Source organism: Mucilaginibacter ginkgonis (assembly GCF_009754905.2).
Taxonomy (GTDB): domain Bacteria; phylum Bacteroidota; class Bacteroidia; order Sphingobacteriales; family Sphingobacteriaceae; genus Mucilaginibacter; species Mucilaginibacter ginkgonis.
On record NZ_CP066775.1, the window covers coordinates 3,380,646 to 3,403,077 of the forward strand.

Sequence of the window (22,432 nt, forward strand, 5' to 3'; positions counted from 1 at the left end):
GGGTTTTTAGGCGGGCAAATGGTTCTTATCATTAACGTTGATCACCTTAAGAAACATCCCCCCAAGCGTATACATCAGCATATCTACCCATGAGAACCCGGTGCCGATAACGGTTTCTGCAAGCCGGTTTCCCTGCAGGCCAAGCGCATTTACAATATGAAAGTATTGGGCTGTTTCAATAAGATAGGCAAATAATAAAACGCCGATGAGTGTTGGCACGAGCCGTGTTTTAAAGAACGATCTTACAAAGCAAAAGATCAATACTACCACAAGGAAATCGCCGAAGTAAGGCCTGATAAACGCGTCGTGTATGTAAAGCGCGATAGCCACCTCGGTAAGGAAGAGCGCTACAGTCCAGAGGAAATATTTGAGGTTAAATCGAAACATCATAGTCTCAGTCGATCAGTTTAAAGATTGAACAGCACTTTAGCTAACAAGATTCTTCCGGGTATGGTATAAGTGCTTGCCGAATATACGTTGGCCGACAGATAAACGGCCGTGTAGTTTTGCGTATTGAGGAGGTTTTGCGCGGTTACTTCCAGATCGAGCTTAGTTTTCAGGAAGTGATAGCGCAGACTGGCATCTGCGAACGGATACTTCAGATCATTCGCGCCCGGTTGATGGGTATAATAATAGTCGCCGGAAAGCGATAAAAATAAGTTATTCGTTGGGTTGTAGTTTACTGACGCCCTTTGCGTAAGCCGCTGAAATTTGTTGCTGCCCGCCACTGCCGAAGAATTACTTTCTGTGATCAGATAATCGGCATGATACGACGTGTTCACCTTCGGGCTGATGCGGGTGTCGGCACCGAAGGACAGCAGCGTTGACCTGGTTGTGTAGGGCAAGATCTGACTGTTGAGAATTTGGTTGAGCTTTGTGGTTTGATAACTTGCCGCGGCGCTGAATGTAGTTTTCAACCCGAAATCATATTTGCTGATATTGCCGCTAAAATTCCAGCTGTTGATGTTGTTATCAAACGGCAGCACAATGCGCCGGGTGATATTATTGGTGATAACGCTCGAGGCGATATTGTTGATATTAACATGTGTATAACCCGCGTTAAGACTAAAGAAAAAAAGTACAATAGCCTTGCGATAGTTAAACCCTACAGACGCGTTTTGGGTTTGCCTTTCGCTCAGATCGGCGTTGTTGGCATACAGGCTGCGGTAATTGGTGAGTATGTAACCCCGGTACACGTCCTGGATATTGCCGATATTATTACGAAGCGAATAATTTGCCGTAACAAAATTTTCAATCCCGGTCATGTACTTCACAAACAAGGTCGGGCTGAAGTACAGCCTTGTCAGCCGTTCATCCAAATTGTAAAAGCTGTCATTGTAGCTGGTGTTTTGCAGGCTAAGCGGCAGTGTAATATTGGCTTTAAGTTTCGTACCGGGGAAGTCATAAACCGCTTCAGTGTAAAATTTTTGCCTCGACCAGTTTAAATGGTTCAATGCACTGTCTGACAGCAGGTTCACTGAGTTATTTAACTGCGTAACAGAGAGTGCCGAGTTTAATTGTTGGCTTTGTGATGTTATTCCCGCTTTATAGGTCTGCGTTACCCAATCGCGCGGAATGGCTAAGGATAGATAATTATTGCTGAACCAGGTTGGGATATTGGCCGTTTGGGTAAGCTGATTATAGGCAATATTGTTATTAAAGACCGAAGGGTTAAGGTTGGGGTCGATGACGCGGTTTTCCGGTTCCGTGGAGTGGTTAATGTAGCTGTACAGATTTACAATGGTATTGCCCTTTAAGGTTTGCCGGTAGTCAAACTCATTGCTAAAATTGGTTAGGTTATCGCTCAGTACCTGGTTCACGGGTATGCCGTTGCTCACCAGCGACGAGTAGCCTTTGTAATGACTATAATCGGCAGAGAAGTTATCATTAAGATAATATTTGCTCTTGTTCATGTTCAGCATAAACTGCGCGTGCAAAATGTCTGGCCGGTTTTTATTAACCTGAGTTTCCGAATACCGCACCGTATCATTTGGCAAATAGATCTCGCTCAGCTTGCGATAATCCTGCCGCTGACTGTCGCGGAAATAAGAAATATTTGCGCGCAGCTGCACTTCTTTTTTAATGGTGACAAGGTTATTGAGATTAAGCAAACCCGAACGGTTGAGCAGGTAACGGCTTCGCGGCAGGTCGGGATCCCCGGCGGTGCCTAAAGACAAAATTGTTCCAGGCCTGTCATTATCTAACCTCGACATGAAAGCCTCCTGGTTATGGGCGATCAGATCGTTGCTTACATCGATACCCACGTTGTTACCCTTAAAATAATTGATGGCTTTATACTTGTCTTTAAAAGCCATGGCATTAAGGTCTGCATAGTAATTACCGGGCAGCCCCGCGCCTATGGTTTCCTGACCGACCACCTGCATTTTGGCTTCTTTTTTTATGGTAAGGTTTAGTGCGACATCGTCGCTCACCACTTTATTCTGCAGCATTTTTATAGGCTGGTGGTTTTGCATTACCTGCACCTGGTCTACCACACCATGCGGGATGCTGCTGGTGGCGATGTTATACTTATCATCAAGCAGGTTATCGCCGCCAATGTACAGGTTTGATATAGCCTTACCATTATAGCTTATCTTGCCGTTCTTATCAACGTCTATTCCCGGCAGTTTTTTGATGACATCGCCGATTACGCGGTCTTGGGGGTTGGTAAAGTCAGACACCTTGTAACTCAATGTATCACCGCTTACACGCAGCCTTGGGTTCTTGTCTTTTATGGTGACTGTTTGCAGCTGGTGAATGGCTGCAGCCAACTTAAAGTTATAGGCGATCGAAAGGTCCTGCACCTGCCTGGTTTCTTTTTTGAAGCCGACAGATGTTACCTCTAAACGCAAACCTGTTCTGTCTGCACCCTTCGGAACGGATATTTCAAAATTCCCCTTCTCTGTAGTTGTGGTGTAAGAAAGGATGAGGTTACCCGTATTTTTAAGGCTGATGGTGGCGTAGGGTACAGGTTTGCCCAAGCTATCCTGCACAGTGCCTTTAACAGTTTGCGCATGGCAAACCATCCCCATCAGCACCCAAAAAATGAGTACAGCAAGATGTTTTATGATGCAGGTCATTTCTTCTCGGGTAATTCTAACGGATTGTTTGTAGCAGCAGTTCGCGGCGCCGATATTATATTTACAGATTGAGGCATGCCGGGTGAGGGTGAAGATGGTGCGCCACCCTGCGGCATCATACGCATACCGCCGCCCATACTGCCCATAAATGCCTGGGGGTCTTTACGCATCGCTTCCTGCAATTTGGTATACTCCTTGTCTGTGGTCTTAGCGGCGTCGGCGGGCAGCGCGATCAGATTAGGGTCTTTGTTACTATCGCTTCCGATTAGTTTTATCTGGTCGGGGTTGGCGCTTGTAGTAGTTTCAGTTACCGGCGTTGCTTTCGCCTCTTCCATGCCATCGAACTTAAATATTACATCCTTTTTTGCGTCATACGCTTCCACGATAAGTCCGGGCAGGCCACTTAATTTCCACGGGCCGGTATGATACGGCAGATCGGGGCAAAACCAAGCCGTATAATCACGCCCGCCTAAATGGCCTGTTGCTTTTTGGCAATGCAGCGTACCGAATGAGGTAGTGTCAGCGCTTATCTTCCAGTTAATAATCGGTAGTTGATCCTCTATCAGGTACATGGTGGCCAACAATTGTTCTTTTCGGTACATTTTATGCACTGTCGGGAATTGGAATATTTCCGCGCGGGTAGTCGGCCGGTTGCCGGTAAGTTTTAAGGTAACCTGCCCGCTGCCTTTTTGTGCCGCCATTTGTTCTGCGGCTTGCTGGCGCATCATGGCGTCTTGCAATTTTCTGTCGTAACTTCTGTACACACTTGCCGTAGGGCCTAAAAAGAGCGTCATCTTTTCTGTATAAGGATGTTCGCGGTTGGTAGTGTCCCTTACATGTGTAAAGTTATAATGTACTATTGCCTGGGCCATTTCAGGCTTTTGTGCCAATGCGGTGCCGGCTAAAGATAGTGCCGCAAAAATTAGGTTGAGTTTTTTCATTAGTGATAATTAATTGGTTTCAAATAAATTAAGTTGAAACCAAATATAACTAATGGTTTAGTTAAACAAAGCGCTTTAACATTCCTTAACAAAATTTAACATTCGCAGCGGCTCGCCTCGCGAAAGTTAAGGGCATAAAAAAACCCGGACTATGCCGGGTTTCTCGATTGTTATTCTGGTTTAATTACCTGCTGCCGGTGGCGGTTTAGGTAACTCTTTTCGGGGTATCATATCTGTGCGCTGCGATGTATTATAAACAAACGAAGCAATTATAGTTGCTGCCTGTTTCAGATCGTCGGCGCTTAAACGGTCATAAGTATCCTGGTTGCTGTGGTGTGTACGGGTGTTGTAATCCATAGGCTCCTGGATAAACTGGAAGCCGGGGATGCCAACCGCGTCGAAAGACAAATGGTCCGTGCCGCCTGTGTTGCCGATGGTTACCGTGCTTGCGCCTAAGTCTTTAAACGGAGCCAGCCAGCTTTGAAATATCGGTCCGGCCGCCTGGTTGCCCTGTAGGTAAATGCCGCGAATCTTTCCGGTACCGTTATCCAGGTTATAATATGCCGAAACTTTTGCCTGCTCGGGCTTCAAAGTCATGGTTTTTGGATCGCCAAAGTGGTTTAACACATAGTTGCGTGACCCGAATAAACCCTGCTCTTCTGAAGTCCATAATGCTAAACGGATGGTACGTTTTGGTTTAAAACCAATTGTTTTTAAAATACGCAAAGCCTCCATCATTACTGCGCTGCCTGCTGCGTTATCAGTCGCGCCGGTTCCGCCATGCCAAGAATCAAAGTGGCCGCCAAGCATTACCAACTGGTCTTTCAGTTTTTTATCTGTACCCGGTATTTCAGCTACTACGTCATAACCTTGCAGGTCGTCTGTATAAAACTTAGTTTGGATATCGGCTTCCATTTGTACGCTGATGCCGCCTTTTAGCAAACGCACAATGCGCAGGTAATCTTCGCCGCTGGTTTCCAATTCAGGAAGAACAGGTTTTGCATCCTCTGCATAAGATGCACCGTTCGTAGTGAACACCGTGCCGTCTGTCCCGCGGGCCTGGCTAAGTATCAGTGCTGCACCTTCGTCCATCAGGAAAGTCGACACGGCTGTGCGCATAGCCATCATACGGCGGCGGGTCTCAATAAAATTATTTGCATTACCCGGGCGCGGGCCGCGTGGCTGCTCCGGACCAGCTTTCGCCATTTTATCCAGTTCCTCGTCGGTATAACGGGTCAGATCGGGTTTTAAGCCCTGGGCCAAAGTGGTCTTGGTATCCATGATCACTATCTTGCCTTTCAGCTTGCCTTTGTATTGGTCAAGGTCTGTAACGGTATCAACCTTCAACAAAACCACGTCAGTTTTAATAGGGCCGTTGGTAGACGGTGTCCATGCTTTAGGGATAGCGATTATAGCATGGTAATACGGAACGGTAATGGCAGCATAGTTTTTCTGAACGTCCCAGCCCTTACCAAATTTTCCCCAGGGCTCTAAGGCCACATTGCTCATGCCCCAGGTTTTCAACTGGCCCATTGCCCATTCCTGCGCGTGGCGCAGCTCCGGCGAACCTGATAACCGCGGACCTGATACATCCGTTAGGTAAAAAGCCGTGTTCATTACCTGCGAATGGTTTAAGCCTTCTTCGCGGATCTTGTTGACCATATCCTGGTCTACAGCCTCTTGCGCGTAAGCGCCGGTAAATACCGAAGCTGCTAAGAGCGCTGTTAAAAGTAGATTTCTCTTCATGTTAAGTTAGTTAATGTGCGAAAACAAACATATCAAATTAGCTGTCAATAATTTAGGGACAGCGCTAACAAATGTGTTACAAATTTGCCGGGGAGAGATGGTTGCAATTATGAGCAAAAAAATAAATGTCATTCAGGAGCAGAGCGAATCCCAATAGCTATCGGGATTATGCGCTAAATAAGTTATAGGGTGGTGTGATCTCTTTACGTATACACTCTTCAACAAAAACTATAGACCTTAAAATTAGAATTGTTGTACTAGCTGAAGATTTTGGGCGTTCCCGCTGCGCAATCGGGCTATTCGTTGCAACTCCTCAGCCGCTCTGCGGCTTGCGGGGTTTTCACTGCTATCCCTAACGCAGGCCAACCGCTTCCCAAACCGTTTTAAACAAATAAGCCAGGCAGTTTTTAGTTCCATCCCCTTTGGGGAGGGTTAGGGAGGGGTCAATGTGCGCAAGTAGTATCCGATTATGAGCATCTATTGATCCAATCTGCGTGGCAATCTAAATACAGCAAACCGGCCCTGTAGGTCGGGGATTGCTTCTCCGCTTGCAGCGTATCGCAATGACGATCTAATGGGCTTACAAAAACTTCAGCACTTCACCGATACTTTCAACCGTTGCAAGCCTTTTATTTTCCACCGTGTGATTAATCGTCTCATGCACCCAGGTAATGTGGTAAGGCACGTGAATGGCATAACCGCCAACGTTGAGCACGGGCAGCACGTCCGACTTCAGGGAATTACCCACCATCAGCAGTTCCTGCGGCTGAATATCCAGATGTCTGATCAGTTTCAAATAATTGGCATCATCCTTTTCCGACATGATCTCTACATGGTGAAAATATTTGGTAAGGTCAGACTTGCGCAGCTTACGTTCCTGGTCGAGCAGGTCACCTTTGGTGGCCACAACCAGCTTGTACCTGCCTTGCAGGTTCTTCAGCACATCTTCAACGCCATCCAGTAACTCGATCGGCTCGTTAAGCATGGCTTTGCCCAGTACAATGATCTGCGCAATGGTTTCCTGGGTAAGCGTCCCGTTGGTAATGCGCATGGCCGCTTCTATCATGGATAGCACAAAGCCCTTTACCCCGTAACCATACAGCGGGATATTATCCAGCTCGGTCTTCAGCAGTTCGCGCTCCATGTCATGCAGCGAGGCGTAACCTTCCAGCAGTTTGTAAAATGCTTCCTCAGTTTTACGGAAGTATGGCTCATTAACCCAAAGCGTATCGTCGGCGTCGAACGCCACCACTTTTATGTGTTTCATTTCCACGCTGCAAGTATACTAATAAGCCGTTTTGCATAGTGCCTGTGATATAAAATTTACTTTCGGTTTTTTAACGTGGCAGCTATAAGGTAGCTTAGCCTTATGGAAGCACAACCTTTTGTTATTGAGCATACTATGGACGCCCCGGCAGATAAAGTTTGGGAAGCCATTACCGATAAGGATGAAATGAAGCAGTGGTATTTTGACCTGGCCGAATTTAAGCCCGAGGTTGGTTATAAGTTTGAGTTCACCGGCGGTTCTGAAGACAAAACCTACCTGCACAAATGCGAAGTGCTGGAAGTTGAACGCGGCGCTAAGCTAAGCCATACATGGACCTACGACGGATATTCCGGCTATTCGATAGTAAGCTGGCTGCTCACGCCATACGGCAAGGCTACGCGCGTAAAACTGATACATACCGGTTTGGAAACCTTCCCTAAAGAAAAAGACTTTGCCCGCGAAAGCTTTTCGCAAGGCTGGAACTATATCGTCGGTAAATCACTACCGGACTTTTTGGAGAAGGCGGGGTAAGATAACGTTTATTTCCCCACTTCCACCAATTTACTACTGTCACACCCTGTGACAATGTGTGACAGTTTTCGAGAAAAAATGGCGAATCTGAAACACTGACACCATTGTGCATGGTTGAAAATGAGGCGTTTGCAGCCCTGACAAGTCCTTGTCAGATACTAATAAGTCAGTATTTGTAGAGAAACTGTCACATGTTACACCCGAAGCATCATGTCAGTATTTTTTCTAAATTACCGCCGCTTTCACAATTAATCAAACAAACCATGAACGCCAAAAACCTGCTTTGTTTACCTATGTTGGCTATCATCGGCAGCAGCGCCTTCGCCCAAAACATGATCAAAACTTTGCCTTACCCGGTAACCCGTAAAGTGGATACCGTGAATACGTATTTCGGCACTACCGTGCCCGACCCATACCGCTGGTTAGAAAATGACCGCGCCGAAGATACCAAAGCCTGGGTGCAGGCAGAGAACAAGGTGACGCACGCTTACCTGGATCAGATCCCGTTCCGCAATGCCATTCGCCAGCGCCTGGAAGTGCTGCTCAACTACGAGAAGTTCAGCGCGCCAAGTAAACAAGGCGAGTGGACCTACTACTCGCGCAATAGCGGGCTGCAAAGCCAGAGTGTGGTTTATCGTCAAAAAAACGGCGGCGCGCCTGAGGTTTTTCTCGACCCCAACAAATTTTCAAAGGATGGTACTACCTCACTGCAAGGCCTCGACTTCAGCAAGGATGGCAGCCTGTCGGCCTACCAGATATCAGAAGGCGGCAGCGACTGGCGCAAAGTAATAGTGCTCAATACAAAAGACATTACACAGGTTGGAGATACCCTGCGCAATGTAAAATTCAGCGGCATTGCCTGGAAAGGAAATGATGGCTTTTACTACAGCAGTTATGACAAACCAAAAGAAGGCAGCCAGCTAAGCGGCATGACCCAATATCATAAATTGTATTACCATAAACTGGGCACATCGCAAAGTACAGATAAACTGATCTTCGGCGGGAAGCAAACCCAGCGCCGGTATATTGGCGCCTATTTAACCGAAGATGAACGCTTTCTGGTGATCACAGCTGCCAACAGCACAACGGGTAATGAACTGTACGTTCAGGACCTGAGCCAGCCCAACAGTGCTATTGTCACCGTGGTAAATAACTTCGACAATGAACATAACGTGATAGACAATGTGGGCAGCAAGCTGTATATCTACACCAATTTGTACGCACCCAATCACCGCGTGGTAACTGTAGATTTTGCCAACCCAAAACCTAACAACTGGAAAGACCTGATCCCCCAAACCAAAAATGCATTGAGCGTAAGTACCGGTGGCGGAAAGATCTTTGCCGAATACCTGCAGGATGCAACCTCGCTGGTGCAGCAGTACGACATGAACGGTAAGTTGGAACATAACATTGCGCTGCCGGCAGTAGGTACCGCAAGCGGCTTCGGTTCAAAAAAGGATGAAAAGGAAATGTACTACACCTTTACCAACTACGTTTACCCGCCAACCATTTTCAAATACGACATTACTACCGGCGCATCTACAGTATTTAAAAAACCAGATGTAAAGTTCGATCCAACGCTGTATGAATCTAAACAGGTATTCTATAAATCAAAAGATGGCACCAGCATCCCGATGGTGATCACGTATAAAAAAGGTACGGTAATGAACGGCCATAACCCAACCATGCTGTATGCTTACGGTGGTTTTGGCGTAAGCCTTACCCCCGCATTCAGTACCAGTAACATTGTGCTGTTAGAGCATGGAGGCATCTATGCCGTGCCAAACCTTCGCGGCGGCGGCGAGTACGGCGAAACCTGGCACCGTGCAGGCATCAAACTTAAAAAGCAAAATGTGTTTGACGACTTTATTGCCGCTGCAGAATACCTCATCAAAAATAAATACACCTCTAAAGATTACCTGGCGATTTCGGGCGGCAGTAATGGTGGCTTGCTCATAGGCGCTACTATGACCCAGCGCCCCGACCTGTGCAAGGTTGCCTTCCCCGCGGTTGGTGTAATGGACATGCTGCGCTATAATAAATTCACTGCAGGTGCCGGTTGGGCTTATGATTATGGCACCGCCGAAGATAATGCAGAAATGTTTAACTACCTGTATCACTACTCGCCGTACCATAATATAAAACCTGCTAATTACCCGGCCACTATGGTCACCACCGCAGACCACGACGATCGCGTAGTTCCGGCGCACTCGTTCAAATTTGCTGCCCGTTTGCAGGAAATGCAAAGAGGCCCGGCACCGGTACTTATCCGCATTGAAACTAATGCAGGGCACGGCGCAGGACAGTCTACCCAGCAGGTGATCAACCAGCAGGCAGACAAGTGGGCGTTTATGTTCGAAAACATGGGCGTGAAGTGGTAGCTATTTAGAGCCAAGAACCAAGAGCCAAGAACCAAGAGACAGATTTAATTTATCTTGTTTCTTGCATCTTGATTCCTGCTTCTTTGAACCATACCTTTACGGCGTGAAAAAGCTCATCGCTATCATCGTACTGCTGTCGCTTATCGGCGGCAATTTTTCGCGGTACTTTGTATATGCAGGTTTCGAGCTAAACCAAAAGTACATAGCAGAAAAACTGTGTATCAATAAAAACAGGCCATGGCTGCATTGCAACGGTCGCTGCTATTTCATCAAAAAAATTAAGCAAGCCGAAGAAGAAGACCGCAAGCAATCGGCAAAAGATAATCTTAACCGCTTAGAGGTTTCGTTTTTCCAGCAGCCAATAATCATTGGATTTATTCAGCCAAAAATTATAAGCCAAGCGCATCAACACTTTGCCGCTTATACTTATCTGTATACCAACCATTACCTCGATAGTATCTTCCGTCCGCCAAAGGCGATAGCGTAATTCTAAGCCATCCGGCTTAAGGGTCAATCAAATCCATCTGTTATTTGCATCGGCTAAAGCCGTTTGCTTTATTATTATTTCCGCTTCGCGGGATACTATCTCATTATGTACAAATATTTATCTACCATACCATTAGTATTCTTTTTTAATATTCTTTTAGCGCAGTCGACCAAACGGGACACAACTAAAAAAGATTCTACAAACCATAATCTCAAAGAAGTTACGGTTACCACGCGCTATTACAAAACCTATAAGATAGATCGGTCGTCAAATACACTTAAGCTGACAACGCCGCTGCTCAAACTTCCGCAGAATATCCAGGAAGTTGACAAGGATGTGCTGACCGATCAGCAGGCCATCAACATCAGCGAAAGCATTACCCGCAACGTGAGCGGCGCCATGCGTAACAACACCGCCGATTTTTACAACCCATTCATATTTATGCGTGGCGCTGCCGTGAACACCTTGCGCAACGGCATGGATGTATCTATGATCTATTATGGCCCAACGCCCGAAGACGCCTCGATCATAGACCGAATGGAATTCATAAAAGGCCCGGCCGGGTATGTAAACGCCATTGGTGACCCCGCAGGATCTTTTAACCTGGTGACCAAACAACCCACCGGCACAAATAATAACCATATTAACTTCACTGCAGGAAGCTTTAACCTGTACAGGCTTTCTGTGGATTTGGACGATAACCTAAACGACGATAAAAAATGGCAATACCGCCTGAATGTAACAGGCCAAAAGGCTAAGTCGTTTCAAAAGTTTGCTTTCAATGATAAACTTGTTATCGACCCGGTGTTGAAATATAACATCGATGAGCACTCCTATATTTCTGCTGAATATATTTACACTCAGCAGCAATTTAAGCAGTACCTGCTAACGGTATTTACGCCTTACGGCTTTGGATCTTTGCCAACTGATTTTAGTATAACCGACCCCAACAACACGCCGACAAAGGCATTTGAAAACAACGCATTCCTAACTTACCACAATAGCTTTAACAGCAAATGGCAGCTAACGGCAAAGGCAACATACGTGGCAGATAACTTAACCGGCAGTTATTTTTTCGTGTCGAAGTATACGCCCGCGACACCAAACCTGCTGCAAAGGCGGGTCACTTACGAGAAGTTCAACACTAGTGTTTTTGCCGCGCAAGCATTTCTGAATGGTGAATTTGCAACCGGTGCCATCACCCATAAAATACTTGCCGGGTTGGATTACAACAACAAAAACCTGCTGGCCTACTCGGGTTATAATGACCCTACCGCTAATCAGGCATTGTACCCGCTTGACGTAAACAACCCCGTTTACGGAATACCTTTCGACGCGAATGTTAAGCAGGGAAAACTTGCAGACATTGCTACCAACAAGTCGGCAGTGCGATATGGCGCAGCATATGCGCAGGACGAACTGAATATGCTGGATGACAGATTGCGCGTTACCATTGCTGCCCGCCTAACTACATCAACAAGCAGCATAGCCATACCAACGGTGACAGGCGTATCTAATACGGTTGTCACGCCAAGGCTCGGCCTCGATTATTCACTCACCAATAATTTCTCTGCCTATGCATTGTTCGATAAAACCTTTACGCCGCAAAGCGGCATCAGCGCTACCGGCGGACTTTTTGCGCCATTAAGAGGGCAAGACCTTGAAGCAGGGTTAAAGAAGGATTGGGCAAATGGCAAGTGGAATACCACGTTATCGGTTTATCGCATCACGCGCAATAATATTATTGTGACGGACCCGGCAACTAATCTGCAATCGCAAATAGGGCAAACGATCTCAAAAGGTATAGAATTCGACCTGAAGGGCGAGATCGTAAAAGGGCTTGACTGCGTGATAAATTACGCGTACACCGATGCCTATATCTCTAAAGATGCCAACGCCACACTTATCGGGTTACCTGCGCCTTATCGTGTTAAGCATATCCAAAATACCTGGCTTAACTACAAGCTGCCTTTAAAATCAATTAGCGGGTTTGCGCTTTCAGGAGGCTATCAATTGCAGACAGGCAGGGCCGGGCGATATTCGCAGGAAAATGGGTTGAACATAGCGCCCATATTCAGGCTTGATGGTGGCATCGGCTGGTCTAACAGCAGGTTCTCAGTAAATGGCATTGTAAACAATATTTTGAACCGGCTTAATTACGGCAGTGCGTGGATAACGCCGGTAGCTATTAATCCAACAGGTTTATATGCTTATGTACCATACCCTCCGCGTGAGTACAGGGTAAGTATTGGTTACAGTTTTTAACTTTTGGCCATGACCAAATCACAGATCACCAAACTGGCCTTTAAGTGGCATGGCTGGCTGGGCATAACAGCAGGAATATTTTTCCTGCTGTTTGGCATAACCGGCAGTATGCTCATGTTCCGCACCGACCTTGACCGCTATTGTAATCCGGAATTGCATCATGTGCAGCCCTCAGCTACTATCGTATCGGCAGATAGCATTTACCGTCAGTTGGTACGCACACATCCAAACCTAAAAAAGATCGTTCTGCACGATTTTCCGAGCGATAAATATGACACTTACGAGTTTATGCTGTACAAAAATCAGCAGCATGTTACCGACAATTATTTGTACTTCGTTTTTGTAGATCCTTATACCGGAAAGGTATTAAGCGAAGGTAGTTACGGCAATTTAGGCCCGTCGTTTTTTAGATGGTTATATTCTTTTCATTACAGTTTGCAATTAGGCATGCCCGGTATGCTGTTTACCGCCTTGATAGGGTTGGTTATGCTGCTTTCGCTTGTTACAGGTATTATTATTTACCGAAAACACTTTTGGGATGCATTAAGGTTCAGAGCGGGCCTGAGGTTTAAGAATACAGGCTCGGCAATATCTTCGCTGCACCGCATCGTCGGGGTTTGGGCTATTATATCTACGGCCATATTGTTCATCACCGGTTTTTGGATGAATAAGGAACACTTCTCCGCCAAAACCTGGCAGCTGCAAAAGCCGCATTCAAATCATTTGGTAAAGGCTAATATAGATGATTTGGTTAAGCGTTCGTTGCAGATCGCGCCCGGGTTTAAGCCCATAGCGGTAAACATTCCATGCGTCACGGGCCAGGAGATTTTGGTGCGGGGGCAAATGCCAGATACCCGGTTCTGCTTGTTAAAAGGAAAGGCCAGCGCGGTAACATTCGACCCGCAAACGGGTGCGTTTAAAAAGGTGATAGACATTGATAAGCAGAACTATGACAAGCGGATAGACACGGAAATATACAACCTGCACATAGGCAGTTATGGCGGCAATGCCGTGCGCTGGTTGTACGTATTCTTTGGATTACTGCCGGGAATACTGTCTGTTACAGGCGCGTTATTGTGGTTAAAAAAACGACGCAGGCGTTACCGTACAAAAGTAAATGGATAATTGCATTTTCAAATTAATCCATATCTTACGGGTTAGCTAACCACTAATAGATATGAAGAAATTTTGCTTACTGATATTCACGTTACACGCTGCAAGCGCGATTGCGCAAACAGGTGCTTTGCAAGCAGTTGTAAACAAAAAAGCAAACGAGCTGGAGAAGCAGGTGATTGCTTGGCGGCGCGACTTTCATGAACACCCGGAGTTGGGTAACCACGAAGTACGTACTGCTGACATCATCGCCAAACACCTTACATCTCTGGGTATCGAGGTGAAAACCGGCGTGGCTAAAACAGGCGTTATCGGAATATTAAAAGGCGGAAAACCTGGTCCGGTTGTGGCGCTTCGTGCAGATATGGACGGATTGCCGGTTACAGAAAGGGTAAACCTTCCCTTCGCGTCTAAAGTGCGCACCATGTATAACGGCAACGAATTTGGCGTAATGGCGGCCTGCGGGCATGATAGCCACGTGGCTATATTAATGGGTGTGGCATCTGTGCTGTCGTCCATGAAAAATGATTTGCATGGTACAGTGAAGTTTATCTTCCAACCTGCAGAAGAAGGCCCGCCGGCGGGTGAGCAGGGCGGCGCGGAGCTAATGATCAAGGAAGGCGCATTAGAGCACCCCAAAGTGGATGTTATTTTTGGGTTGCACATCAATTCTCAGACAGAAGTAGGAAAGATAGGCTACCGCCCGGGCGGCACAATGGCTGCTGTTAACGATATGCAGATCATTGTAAAAGGCCGTTCGGCTCATGGTGCCTATCCATGGAGTAGTATTGACCCGATAGTTACATCGGCACAGATCATCAACAACCTGCAAACCATTGTGAGCCGTAACCTTAATGTAACTGAGAACGGCGCGGTGGTAACCATTGGCGCTATCAATGGCGGCAACCGCTCTAATATTATTCCGGAGAAGGTGGAAATGCTTGGTACCATTCGCGCGCTGAGTGACCAGGACGAAAAGATGCTGATAGAGAATGTAAAACGCATTGCAACAAAAACCGCTGAAGCCAACGGCGCCGTTGCCGAAGTAAAGATCCCTTACAGCAACCACTACCCGGTTACCTACAACAACCCCGAACTGATCAATAAAATGCTGCCGACTTTGCAGGCCGTTGCAGGCAAAGAAAACGTGTTGCTGCGCCCTGCGGTGACCGGTGCAGAGGATTTTAGCTTTTTTGAGCAAAAGGTGCCGGGGCTTTTCTTCTTCCTGGGCGGCATGCCTAAAGGCCAGGACCCGTTAAAGGCACCTTCGCACCACACTCCTGATTTTTATATCGATGAAAGCGGATTTACTCTTGGTGTTAAAGCGTTATGCGATTTGACGATTGATTATATGGGAGGGAAGTAATAAGTCTAATTCATTATAGCATATTAACGAACCATTTTTCTTGGTCTATTTCGTTCTTTTGTCTTAGCAACAAAAGAACCAAAAATGCCAAGTCAGCGCAAGGCTTCTTTTGCCGCACAAGGCCTTTGCCCTGCAAAATATTTTGCGGGCCCTCATCACACAAGCCCTCAGTGGCGCAAAATATTTATCACCGAAGCTGCGCGCTGACGCTTCGAACGCGGAAATTGTTGGCACTGAATTAACAACACCGAAAAATGCGGCATCAGTCTGTGCGGCGATCACAGGCCCTGAAAACTGCAAACCCATTGTAGCACAGGGTGCAGCCGCGAGTTTCTTTGGTTACTTTCTTTGACGGTCAAAGAAAGTAACATTGAATTTAATCATGATGTAGATATTTGCTTTAAACTTTTGCCTTCACTAAACTGCTCGCGATTTACCACAAGCAGGGACGCTTGTGGTAGCGAAAAGAAGTTCTTAAAAAGGAATAATGGATTGGCCACCTATTAGCACCAGCGCATAAGATCCTTCGCTGCGCTCAGGATGCAATTTCAATATTTCCGGATTATGCGCGTAATACCTTATACGACAAATTTCCACCTTGTCATTGCGAGGAGCGCAGCGACGCGGCAATCTTTTGTGATGATTTTATGCTGGGATTGCTTCGTGCCCCGCAATGACAAATGAAAGAGCACATCTTCCCATCTGCACATCACCTTACAATTTCTTAAAATCATATGGCCCGTACTCTATAAAGTCGGCTACTTTGACGCGTACGCCAACCACTTTACCGTTACGTACTTCGAAAGGGAAAACAGCCTTGCCAAATTCGGGGTCAGAGAAAGTTGCGTAGAAGCGGTTGCCTCCCAGCGATTGCAGTTTGACAAACATTCGCTGGTGATGTTCTAAGCGCATTTCTAATTCGTTGTTCTCGCCCTGTGTTATGGTCATGTTGCCATAAAGGTCATTAGTGTACTTGCCTGCATATTCGCGCAGCGGCAAAGACGGTTTTAAGTTCAATGCCACAGAATCGCGCAGTTTATTGGTCCGCTGCAGTTCTTTAGTCATGTCTGCCTTAAAGCCTTCCAGATATTTGTTGCTGTAATCCTGGTATGGCCGTTTTAGATAAGCGTCCAAAATTTCCCAGCGCAGGGCTTCATACAATTCGTTTTGGTCTGAATTGGTGAGGATAATGATGCCAAGTTTGTCCTCCGGCACCAAGGTTACCGATGAGACAAACCCATTAACACCACCGTCATGCATCACCAGTCGTTTGCCTTCGTAATCCTGCAAAAACCAGCCAAGTCCATATAATTGGAAGAAGCTTTCCCCTGTCAATCGCTTGCCGCTTGATACCACATCCTGCGGAACGCGAGTAGCTTCGATAGCATCCGCCGGTATCAATTGACGGCTGCCCACTTTCCCATCATTCAGCAAAGTCATCACCCACTTGCTCATGTCTTGTGCCGAAGAACTGATAGCACCCGCAGGGGCAAGGTTATCCAATTGCGGGAATGGGATAGCTATCAGCCTGCCATCGGTAATGGTATGTGCCGATGCCTTGTTGATCGCCTTTGGCAAGTCTGCGCTAAGGGCAAGTGTATTGCTCATGCCCAGGGGCACAAAAATATTTTCGCGGATGTATTGTTCCCATGTTTTACCTGTAACCCGCGGAATGATCTCGCCTGCCGTCAGAAACGCGGCGTTGGTATACCCCCATTTGGTACGGAACGCGTAGGGCGCCTTTACATGGTCCATTTTTTCCATCACCTCGTTTCGTGTGAGGCTACTGGTCCAGTAGGTAAAATCCCCCTGAAAGGTGCGGAATCCCAATCGGTGGCAAAGCAAGTCGCGTACGGTGATCATTTGAGTCGACAAGGGGTCCGCCAGTTTAAACTCAGGAATGTATTTGGTCACTTTTTCGTCGAGGGATAATTTACGGTCGGCTTGCAGGGTGGCAAGCGCGGTGGCGGTAAAAGCCTTTGTGTTACTGCCGATCATAAAAAGCGTGTTCTGATCAACCTTAGTCGGCACACCTAACTCTTTGATGCCATAACCCTTCATCATTACAATGCGCCCGTCTTTAACTATACAAACAGCTGCGCCAGGGATGCGCCAGTTGGTCAATGCACGGTTAATGTAGTTGTCAAGGCTGTCTGAAACGAACTTGCTGCGATTCGCATTTTGCGCACCGGCAACTAAACCAAAAAATGAAAGCAGGAAAAGCAGAGCAAATTTTTTCATCTATATTTAGCAGTAAATCCTTCCAAATTATAACGGTTATCTCTTTTATTTGATGTAATGCACAAAAAAAATTTAAAGATCGGCGCGCTTTTAAGCTTTATTATGATGCTGACTATAAGCAAAACACAATTATATGCACAGGTAGGCAATTTTCAATGGGGCAAAGATGGTTATCATTACTATGATGTAAAAAAGGGCAACCTGGTTTATGAAGACGTCCGCGACCCTAAAAACGCGCAAATCTTTCTTAACCGTAGTAAGCTGGTTATAAAAAAAGGTGATACTATCGGTATCGAAAACTTCAGGGTTGCCGATGCCGGCGACAATGTGCTGATCAATACCAACACCAGGAAAGTTTGGCGACAATACACACGCGGTGACTATTGGCTATACAATGTAAAAAATGGTGCCATGAAACAGCTGGGTAAAGGCAAACCTTCGTCGTCATTGATGTTTGCCAAGCTATCGCCAGACGGGTCGAAGGTTGCCTATGTAAGTGAGCATAACATCTACGTTGAGGATTTGAGGACGGGCTTCATTAAACCGCTTACAACCAGTGGTACAAAAAAGCTGATAAATGGCACTTTCGATTGGGCTTATGAGGAAGAATTTGACTGCCGTGATGGGTTCCGTTGGTCGCCCGATGGGACGTCTATCGCCTACTGGCAAATCAATGCTACAACTATACCCAACTACCTGATGCTGAACACTACTGACTCGGTTTATTCGCATACCGTACCGGTTGAATATCCTGTAGCGGGTGTTAATCCAAGCGCGTGCCGCATTGGTGTAGTGAATGTAGCTACAGGGAAAAACAAATGGATGAACGTGCCCGGCGATGCTATACAAAACTATATCCCGCGCATGGAGTGGGCCGGTAATTCAAACGAATTGATCTTACAGCAACTTAACCGCGCACAAAACCAAAGCCGCATCATTATTTGCAATGTTTCTAACGCTACTGCACGGGTGATCTTCCGCGATGAGGATAAATCCTGGGTAGAAGTGAGTAATAAAGTAATGGGTTGGGATTGGATAGATAATGGCAAATCATTTGTTTGGTTGAGCGAAAAAGACGGCTGGCAGCATGCCTACCGCATAAACCGCGAGGGGCAGGCAAAACTTTTAACACCGGGAGATTATGATGTAATGCAAATTGTCTCTGTTGATAACAAGAATCAGTTACTTTATTTTATTGCCTCGCCTGAAAATGCTACCCAACGCTTCCTTTACAAAACAAGCCTTAGTGGCGGCAAGGCCGAGCGAGTTTCACCTGTTTCGCAGAACGGTTATCACCGGTATGAGATTTCACCGGATAATGCGGTAGCTGTTCACAGCTTTACCAATATAACCACTATGCCGGTGAAAGAATATGTTAGCCTGCAGGATCATAACCATATTAGCGGCGACGAGATTATACCTGGTAAAAGCCCTGTTAAAAGCAATGCCGAGTTTTTTAAGGTAACTACCGTAGACGGAGTAACGCTTGACGGATGGGTGGTAAAACCCAAAGATTTTGATCCGGCTAAAAAGTACCCGGTAGTATTTTATGTTTACGGCGAGCCTGCTTCGCAAACGGTATCAGACATCTACTACAATCCGCTTAACCGTTTATACCAGGGCAGCATGGCAGCAGATGGTTACCTATATGTCTCGCTGGACAACAGGGGCACGCCCGCTCCAAAAGGGCGCGAATGGCGTAAAGCGATTTATAAAAACATCGGCGTGGTAAACATTCGCGATCAGGCGATGGGTGCAAAAGAAGTGTTAAAATGGCCTTATGCCGATACCAGCCGCGTAGCAGTTTGGGGATGGAGCGGCGGCGGATCGTCAACCCTTAACCTGATGTTTCAATATCCCGAGATCTACAAAACGGGTATAGCCATTGCCGCGGTGGCAAACCAGCTGACTTACGATGACATTTACCAGGAGCGTTACATGGGCGTGCCTACAGACGAACAAAGCCGCTCATTTTACATAAAAGGTTCACCTATTAGTCACGTTAAGGGGTTAAGGGGTAATCTGTTGTATATACATGGCACAGGCGACGACAATGTGCATTACAATAATGCGGAGCAGTTGATAAATGAGTTGGTGAAAAACAATAAGCAATTTCAGCTGATGTCTTATCCAAACCGCACCCACTCTATTTCTGAAGGAGCGGGTACTACTGCGCATTTGAGAATACTTTACACTAATTATCTAAAAGAACACTGTCCGCCGGGGGCGCGATAAGCGAACCTCCCCTGCACAACTTAAAGGGGTGAATTTGCTTGTAATTATATTATGCGTTTAAAAGATTTCTGAAAAGGAATACTTAATATGCAGATATATACCAATTATAATTGATAAGCCTTCCAATACTGAGGAATAGCGCTCCCTTGCGTTATTTCACTTTCTTTTATCTGTATGCCATGCAGGGCGTGCCGGCCGGCTTCGCGCTGACGGCGCTGGCCAATTATCTTATTGGTAAAGGCGTAGACGCATTGACGATCGGCTCTTTTGATGCCATCATCGGCATCCCGTGGATCATTAACTTCATCTGGGGCGCGGTGATAGACCGTTACCAGTTTTCGCTGATGGGTTTGCGCAAGCACTGGATCATTTTTTCCCAGTTTCTGGCCCTGCTAACACTTACCTCGTTATTGTTCGTTCATGACCCTGTAAAGCAGGTGCACGTCATTCTTGCCATTTTTTTTACGCACAGCATTTTTGCGTCTGTTCAGGACGCCAGTGTAGACGCGCTTGCTATAGCGATAGTGCCCGTAAACCAACAGGGCCGCATCAACGCGTTTATGCGTGTAGGTATGGTTTGCGGCGTGGCTATCGGTGCAGCGGTATTTTCTACACTGGTACATTTTTATGGTTTTTACTATGCCGCCGCTGCGCAGGTAATATTTCTATTGATCTTCACTGTTGTTACTTACATCATTAAAGTTGACCGCGAGGATAGTTACATACCATCATTTCATACCAAACCTATAGAGAAAGCGGCGGTATCAGCAGATGATAACCCCGATTTGAAATGGCTATTCAGACAGTTGTACAATGGTTTTGTAAATAAGATAAGCTTAAAAACGTTTAGCGTCATCGCGCTGATTTATTTGTGCCTTAGCGTTTTTATAAAGTCGTTTTCTTTCCATCTTATCCACAACCTCCACTGGGACGATAATAACCTGTCTATATTGCAAGGCACTTGGGGAAGCCTGGTAACAGTTGTTGTGGTGTTGTGCGGCGGTGTATTTGCAGACAGGCTTGGCGCGCCGCGCATGCTGCGCATTGTCACTTATGCCATCTGCGGATTTCTGCTGTTCTTTGGCTTGTTGGGCATGTGGTGGCACTACAAAAGCTTAAGCGTAACCGGCATGCTCATTTACAGCCTTGCCGACCCTATGTACAGCATCGCAGCTATACCAGTCTTAATGGCCTTATGCCTTAAAAAAGTTGAGGCATCACAATTTACAACCTACATGGCGGTAGTAAATTTGTGCGATGTTTTGGGTGCTTACATATCCGGTTTGGCAATGCGTGTCACAACTGCACCGGTAATAGGGGTCACTTGCGGATTGGTAATCTCGACTGCGCTCTGTATTCAATGGCTGCTAAGGCCAGCTAAACAATTAGCAACGTAGCCGCCTATTCCATAGAGCATGTCTTCATATAATCAGCAAATGTCTTTCCGTTAATGGCCACCGAGGTGTTGTTGACGATGTCCGAAGCGAACATTACCCCAATGAACTTATACTGATAGGTGCCATTCTTGTAGAATTTACCATATACCGGCGAACCCGAGAAGCCGGGCAAAGCGGTCATCTGCATTTGAAATTCTTTTCCGTCTATCTTTCGTTTCACTTTACGCAAATTCTTTTGATCACAACATGTCGAAAGCGCCTGGTCAAAGCTGTTTACATCGCCCGACCCGATGTTTCCTGTAAGATAGCACTTCTGCACATCAACGGCATCTGCAGCTTTGATCTTGTTCATCAATGCAGGATAACCGAACACAACAACCGATTCAGGCTTTTCTTTAAAGAAGGATGGCTCCACCAAATCATTAATGCAATTCACGTCCATATCGTCCGGAACAGTGACGATCTTTTTTGCCATCAGGTCCGGCGAGTCATAGTGGTTAAAGTATTGAACAGAGTCTGTGCGGTTTGCTATTTTAAAAAATTTCTGCTCATTGGTTTTAGTAGAGGTGTAGCTTATCCGCAACGTATCCACATTGAGCATGCGGGTATGGTTTAAAATATCAGCGCCGTAAAAAACGTGGTAGTTGGTAACCAGGTATAAGTTTTTGTTAGACTTGTAGAAGAAACAGGTACCATTAATGGTTTTATTATTATTAACCGCAAAGCACAGGTAGCTGTACTTACCCAAATCTTTTACTGGCTGTGCATAAAGCCGACAAGCCCCCAGCAGTAATACTGCTAAAATAACCTTCCTCATGTTCAGTTTAATTTGGCGTGTGTATAATTGTAAAAGGAGTATACGCCTACACTTTTTCAAAGGTTACGCGGATGACGTCTTTTTTTAAAACGACCAGGAATAGTCATAACAAAAAAGCCCTTGCCAGATCAGGCAAGGGCTTCGGTTTATGTTTGGTTAGTTAGTAAGGCAAATCCTGGTTAGACTCTTCGGTTTTATCTGCTTTTTGGCTTTCGCCCTCAAAATCGCTTTTGCGGCCCAGCATTGTAAAATTTTCGGCCACAACTTCCGTTGTATATTTCTTGATCCCCTCTTTATCTTCAAATGAGCGGGTGCGCAACTTTCCTTCCAGATAAACAAGCTTGCCTTTGCTTAAGTATTTAGATGCAACTTCAGCAAGTCCTCTCCACATTACTATGTTATGCCACTCTGTTTGCTCTACCTTACGGCCGTCTTTGTTAAAGGTTTCAGAAGTTGCCAAAGGGAAACTTACTACAGATACTCCACCTTCTAACTGCCGTATTTCGGGATCTTTACCTAAGTGACCAACAAGTATTACTTTGTTTATTCCAGACATTATCGTTTA

The 22,432-nt window shown here is 46.1% G+C and carries 17 protein-coding genes; 9 read left to right on the forward strand and 8 right to left on the reverse strand.

Annotated features, from left to right (window positions below):
- Positions 1 to 6: 6 nt before the first annotated feature.
- The 5 genes from GO620_RS15680 to GO620_RS15700 form a co-directional block, all read right to left on the reverse strand.
- Positions 7 to 390 carry a ribosomal maturation YjgA family protein gene (locus tag GO620_RS15680; RefSeq protein WP_157524703.1) on the reverse strand — a complete coding sequence of 128 codons (384 nt, stop codon included), beginning with the start codon at positions 388 to 390 and terminating at the stop codon, positions 7 to 9.
- A gap of 17 nt (positions 391 to 407) precedes the next feature.
- On the reverse strand, positions 408 to 3,080 hold the full coding sequence (locus tag GO620_RS15685; protein WP_157524704.1) for a TonB-dependent receptor: 2,673 nt from the start codon (positions 3,078 to 3,080) through the stop codon (positions 408 to 410).
- Entirely contained in the window at positions 3,077 to 4,021 is a 945-nt protein-coding gene (locus GO620_RS15690) for a GLPGLI family protein (protein ID WP_157524705.1), read from the reverse strand. Before GO620_RS15690 ends, GO620_RS15685 begins: the two co-directional genes overlap by 4 nt.
- A gap of 180 nt (positions 4,022 to 4,201) precedes the next feature.
- The gene (locus GO620_RS15695) at positions 4,202 to 5,767 is read right to left on the reverse strand and encodes a M20/M25/M40 family metallo-hydrolase (protein ID WP_157524706.1); all 1,566 of its coding nucleotides are present in this window, start codon (positions 5,765 to 5,767) and stop codon (positions 4,202 to 4,204) included.
- Positions 5,768 to 6,347: 580 nt separating this feature from the next.
- Positions 6,348 to 7,034, reverse strand: coding sequence for an HAD family hydrolase (locus tag GO620_RS15700; protein WP_157524707.1), 687 nt, complete (start codon positions 7,032 to 7,034; stop codon positions 6,348 to 6,350).
- Between the two features lie 102 nt (positions 7,035 to 7,136).
- On the opposite strand from GO620_RS15700, the gene GO620_RS15705 reads away from it, so the two are divergent.
- The 7 genes from GO620_RS15705 to GO620_RS15735 all read left to right on the forward strand — a co-directional run bounded on the left by GO620_RS15705 (position 7,137) and on the right by GO620_RS15735 (position 15,529).
- A complete protein-coding gene (locus GO620_RS15705) occupies positions 7,137 to 7,565 on the forward strand; it encodes an SRPBCC family protein (RefSeq protein ID WP_157524708.1) in 429 nt (142 codons plus the stop codon).
- A 293-nt stretch (positions 7,566 to 7,858) separates the two neighbouring features.
- Positions 7,859 to 9,946, forward strand: a complete 2,088-nt coding sequence (locus GO620_RS15710; RefSeq protein WP_394368563.1) for a prolyl oligopeptidase family serine peptidase — start codon at positions 7,859 to 7,861, stop codon at positions 9,944 to 9,946.
- 103 nt (positions 9,947 to 10,049) lie between these two features.
- Positions 10,050 to 10,433 carry a hypothetical protein gene (locus tag GO620_RS15715; RefSeq protein WP_244139425.1) on the forward strand — a complete coding sequence of 128 codons (384 nt, stop codon included), beginning with the start codon at positions 10,050 to 10,052 and terminating at the stop codon, positions 10,431 to 10,433.
- Positions 10,434 to 10,538: 105 nt separating this feature from the next.
- Complete coding sequence (locus GO620_RS15720) at positions 10,539 to 12,698, forward strand: TonB-dependent siderophore receptor (RefSeq protein WP_157524710.1); 2,160 nt, start codon at positions 10,539 to 10,541, stop codon at positions 12,696 to 12,698.
- A gap of 9 nt (positions 12,699 to 12,707) precedes the next feature.
- The gene (locus GO620_RS15725; protein ID WP_157524711.1) at positions 12,708 to 13,823 is read left to right on the forward strand and encodes a PepSY-associated TM helix domain-containing protein; all 1,116 of its coding nucleotides are present in this window, start codon (positions 12,708 to 12,710) and stop codon (positions 13,821 to 13,823) included.
- A 52-nt stretch (positions 13,824 to 13,875) separates the two neighbouring features.
- Entirely contained in the window at positions 13,876 to 15,177 is a 1,302-nt protein-coding gene (locus GO620_RS15730; RefSeq protein WP_157524712.1) for an amidohydrolase, read from the forward strand.
- 109 nt (positions 15,178 to 15,286) lie between these two features.
- Positions 15,287 to 15,529: a hypothetical protein gene (locus GO620_RS15735; protein ID WP_200230313.1), complete on the forward strand. Its 243-nt coding sequence runs from the start codon at positions 15,287 to 15,289 to the stop codon at positions 15,527 to 15,529.
- Between the two features lie 362 nt (positions 15,530 to 15,891).
- On the opposite strand, the gene GO620_RS15740 is transcribed toward GO620_RS15735, so the two are convergent.
- Positions 15,892 to 17,418, reverse strand: coding sequence for a serine hydrolase (locus GO620_RS15740; protein ID WP_157524713.1), 1,527 nt, complete (start codon positions 17,416 to 17,418; stop codon positions 15,892 to 15,894).
- A gap of 57 nt (positions 17,419 to 17,475) precedes the next feature.
- On the opposite strand from GO620_RS15740, the gene GO620_RS15745 reads away from it, so the two are divergent.
- Together GO620_RS15745 and GO620_RS15750 are read left to right on the forward strand one after the other, a co-directional pair.
- Positions 17,476 to 19,653 (forward strand): S9 family peptidase, encoded by a 2,178-nt coding sequence (locus tag GO620_RS15745; protein ID WP_157524714.1) that lies wholly within the window; start codon positions 17,476 to 17,478, stop codon positions 19,651 to 19,653.
- Positions 19,654 to 19,763: 110 nt separating this feature from the next.
- Entirely contained in the window at positions 19,764 to 21,050 is a 1,287-nt protein-coding gene (locus tag GO620_RS15750; RefSeq protein WP_200230328.1) for an MFS transporter, read from the forward strand.
- A 4-nt stretch (positions 21,051 to 21,054) separates the two neighbouring features.
- Here the strand turns inward: GO620_RS15750 and GO620_RS15755 are convergent, their stop codons facing one another.
- Entirely contained in the window at positions 21,055 to 21,867 is an 813-nt protein-coding gene (locus tag GO620_RS15755) for a trypsin-like peptidase domain-containing protein (protein WP_157524716.1), read from the reverse strand.
- A gap of 160 nt (positions 21,868 to 22,027) precedes the next feature.
- The gene (locus GO620_RS15760; RefSeq protein WP_157524717.1) at positions 22,028 to 22,423 is read right to left on the reverse strand and encodes a single-stranded DNA-binding protein; all 396 of its coding nucleotides are present in this window, start codon (positions 22,421 to 22,423) and stop codon (positions 22,028 to 22,030) included.
- Positions 22,424 to 22,432: the final 9 nt, after the last annotated feature.

Coding starts and splice junctions, on each gene's coding strand:
- GO620_RS15680 (WP_157524703.1), bottom strand. CDS start 390: ATGATGTTTCGATTTAACCTCAAATATTTCCTCTGGACTGTAGCGCTC.
- GO620_RS15685 (WP_157524704.1), bottom strand. CDS start 3,080: ATGACCTGCATCATAAAACATCTTGCTGTACTCATTTTTTGGGTGCTG.
- GO620_RS15690 (WP_157524705.1), bottom strand. CDS start 4,021: ATGAAAAAACTCAACCTAATTTTTGCGGCACTATCTTTAGCCGGCACC.
- GO620_RS15695 (WP_157524706.1), bottom strand. CDS start 5,767: ATGAAGAGAAATCTACTTTTAACAGCGCTCTTAGCAGCTTCGGTATTT.
- GO620_RS15700 (WP_157524707.1), bottom strand. CDS start 7,034: ATGAAACACATAAAAGTGGTGGCGTTCGACGCCGACGATACGCTTTGG.
- GO620_RS15705 (WP_157524708.1), top strand. CDS start 7,137: ATGGAAGCACAACCTTTTGTTATTGAGCATACTATGGACGCCCCGGCA.
- GO620_RS15710 (WP_394368563.1), top strand. CDS start 7,859: ATGTTGGCTATCATCGGCAGCAGCGCCTTCGCCCAAAACATGATCAAA.
- GO620_RS15720 (WP_157524710.1), top strand. CDS start 10,539: ATGTACAAATATTTATCTACCATACCATTAGTATTCTTTTTTAATATT.
- GO620_RS15725 (WP_157524711.1), top strand. CDS start 12,708: ATGACCAAATCACAGATCACCAAACTGGCCTTTAAGTGGCATGGCTGG.
- GO620_RS15730 (WP_157524712.1), top strand. CDS start 13,876: ATGAAGAAATTTTGCTTACTGATATTCACGTTACACGCTGCAAGCGCG.
- GO620_RS15740 (WP_157524713.1), bottom strand. CDS start 17,418: ATGAAAAAATTTGCTCTGCTTTTCCTGCTTTCATTTTTTGGTTTAGTT.
- GO620_RS15745 (WP_157524714.1), top strand. CDS start 17,476: ATGCACAAAAAAAATTTAAAGATCGGCGCGCTTTTAAGCTTTATTATG.
- GO620_RS15755 (WP_157524716.1), bottom strand. CDS start 21,867: ATGAGGAAGGTTATTTTAGCAGTATTACTGCTGGGGGCTTGTCGGCTT.
- GO620_RS15760 (WP_157524717.1), bottom strand. CDS start 22,423: ATGTCTGGAATAAACAAAGTAATACTTGTTGGTCACTTAGGTAAAGAT.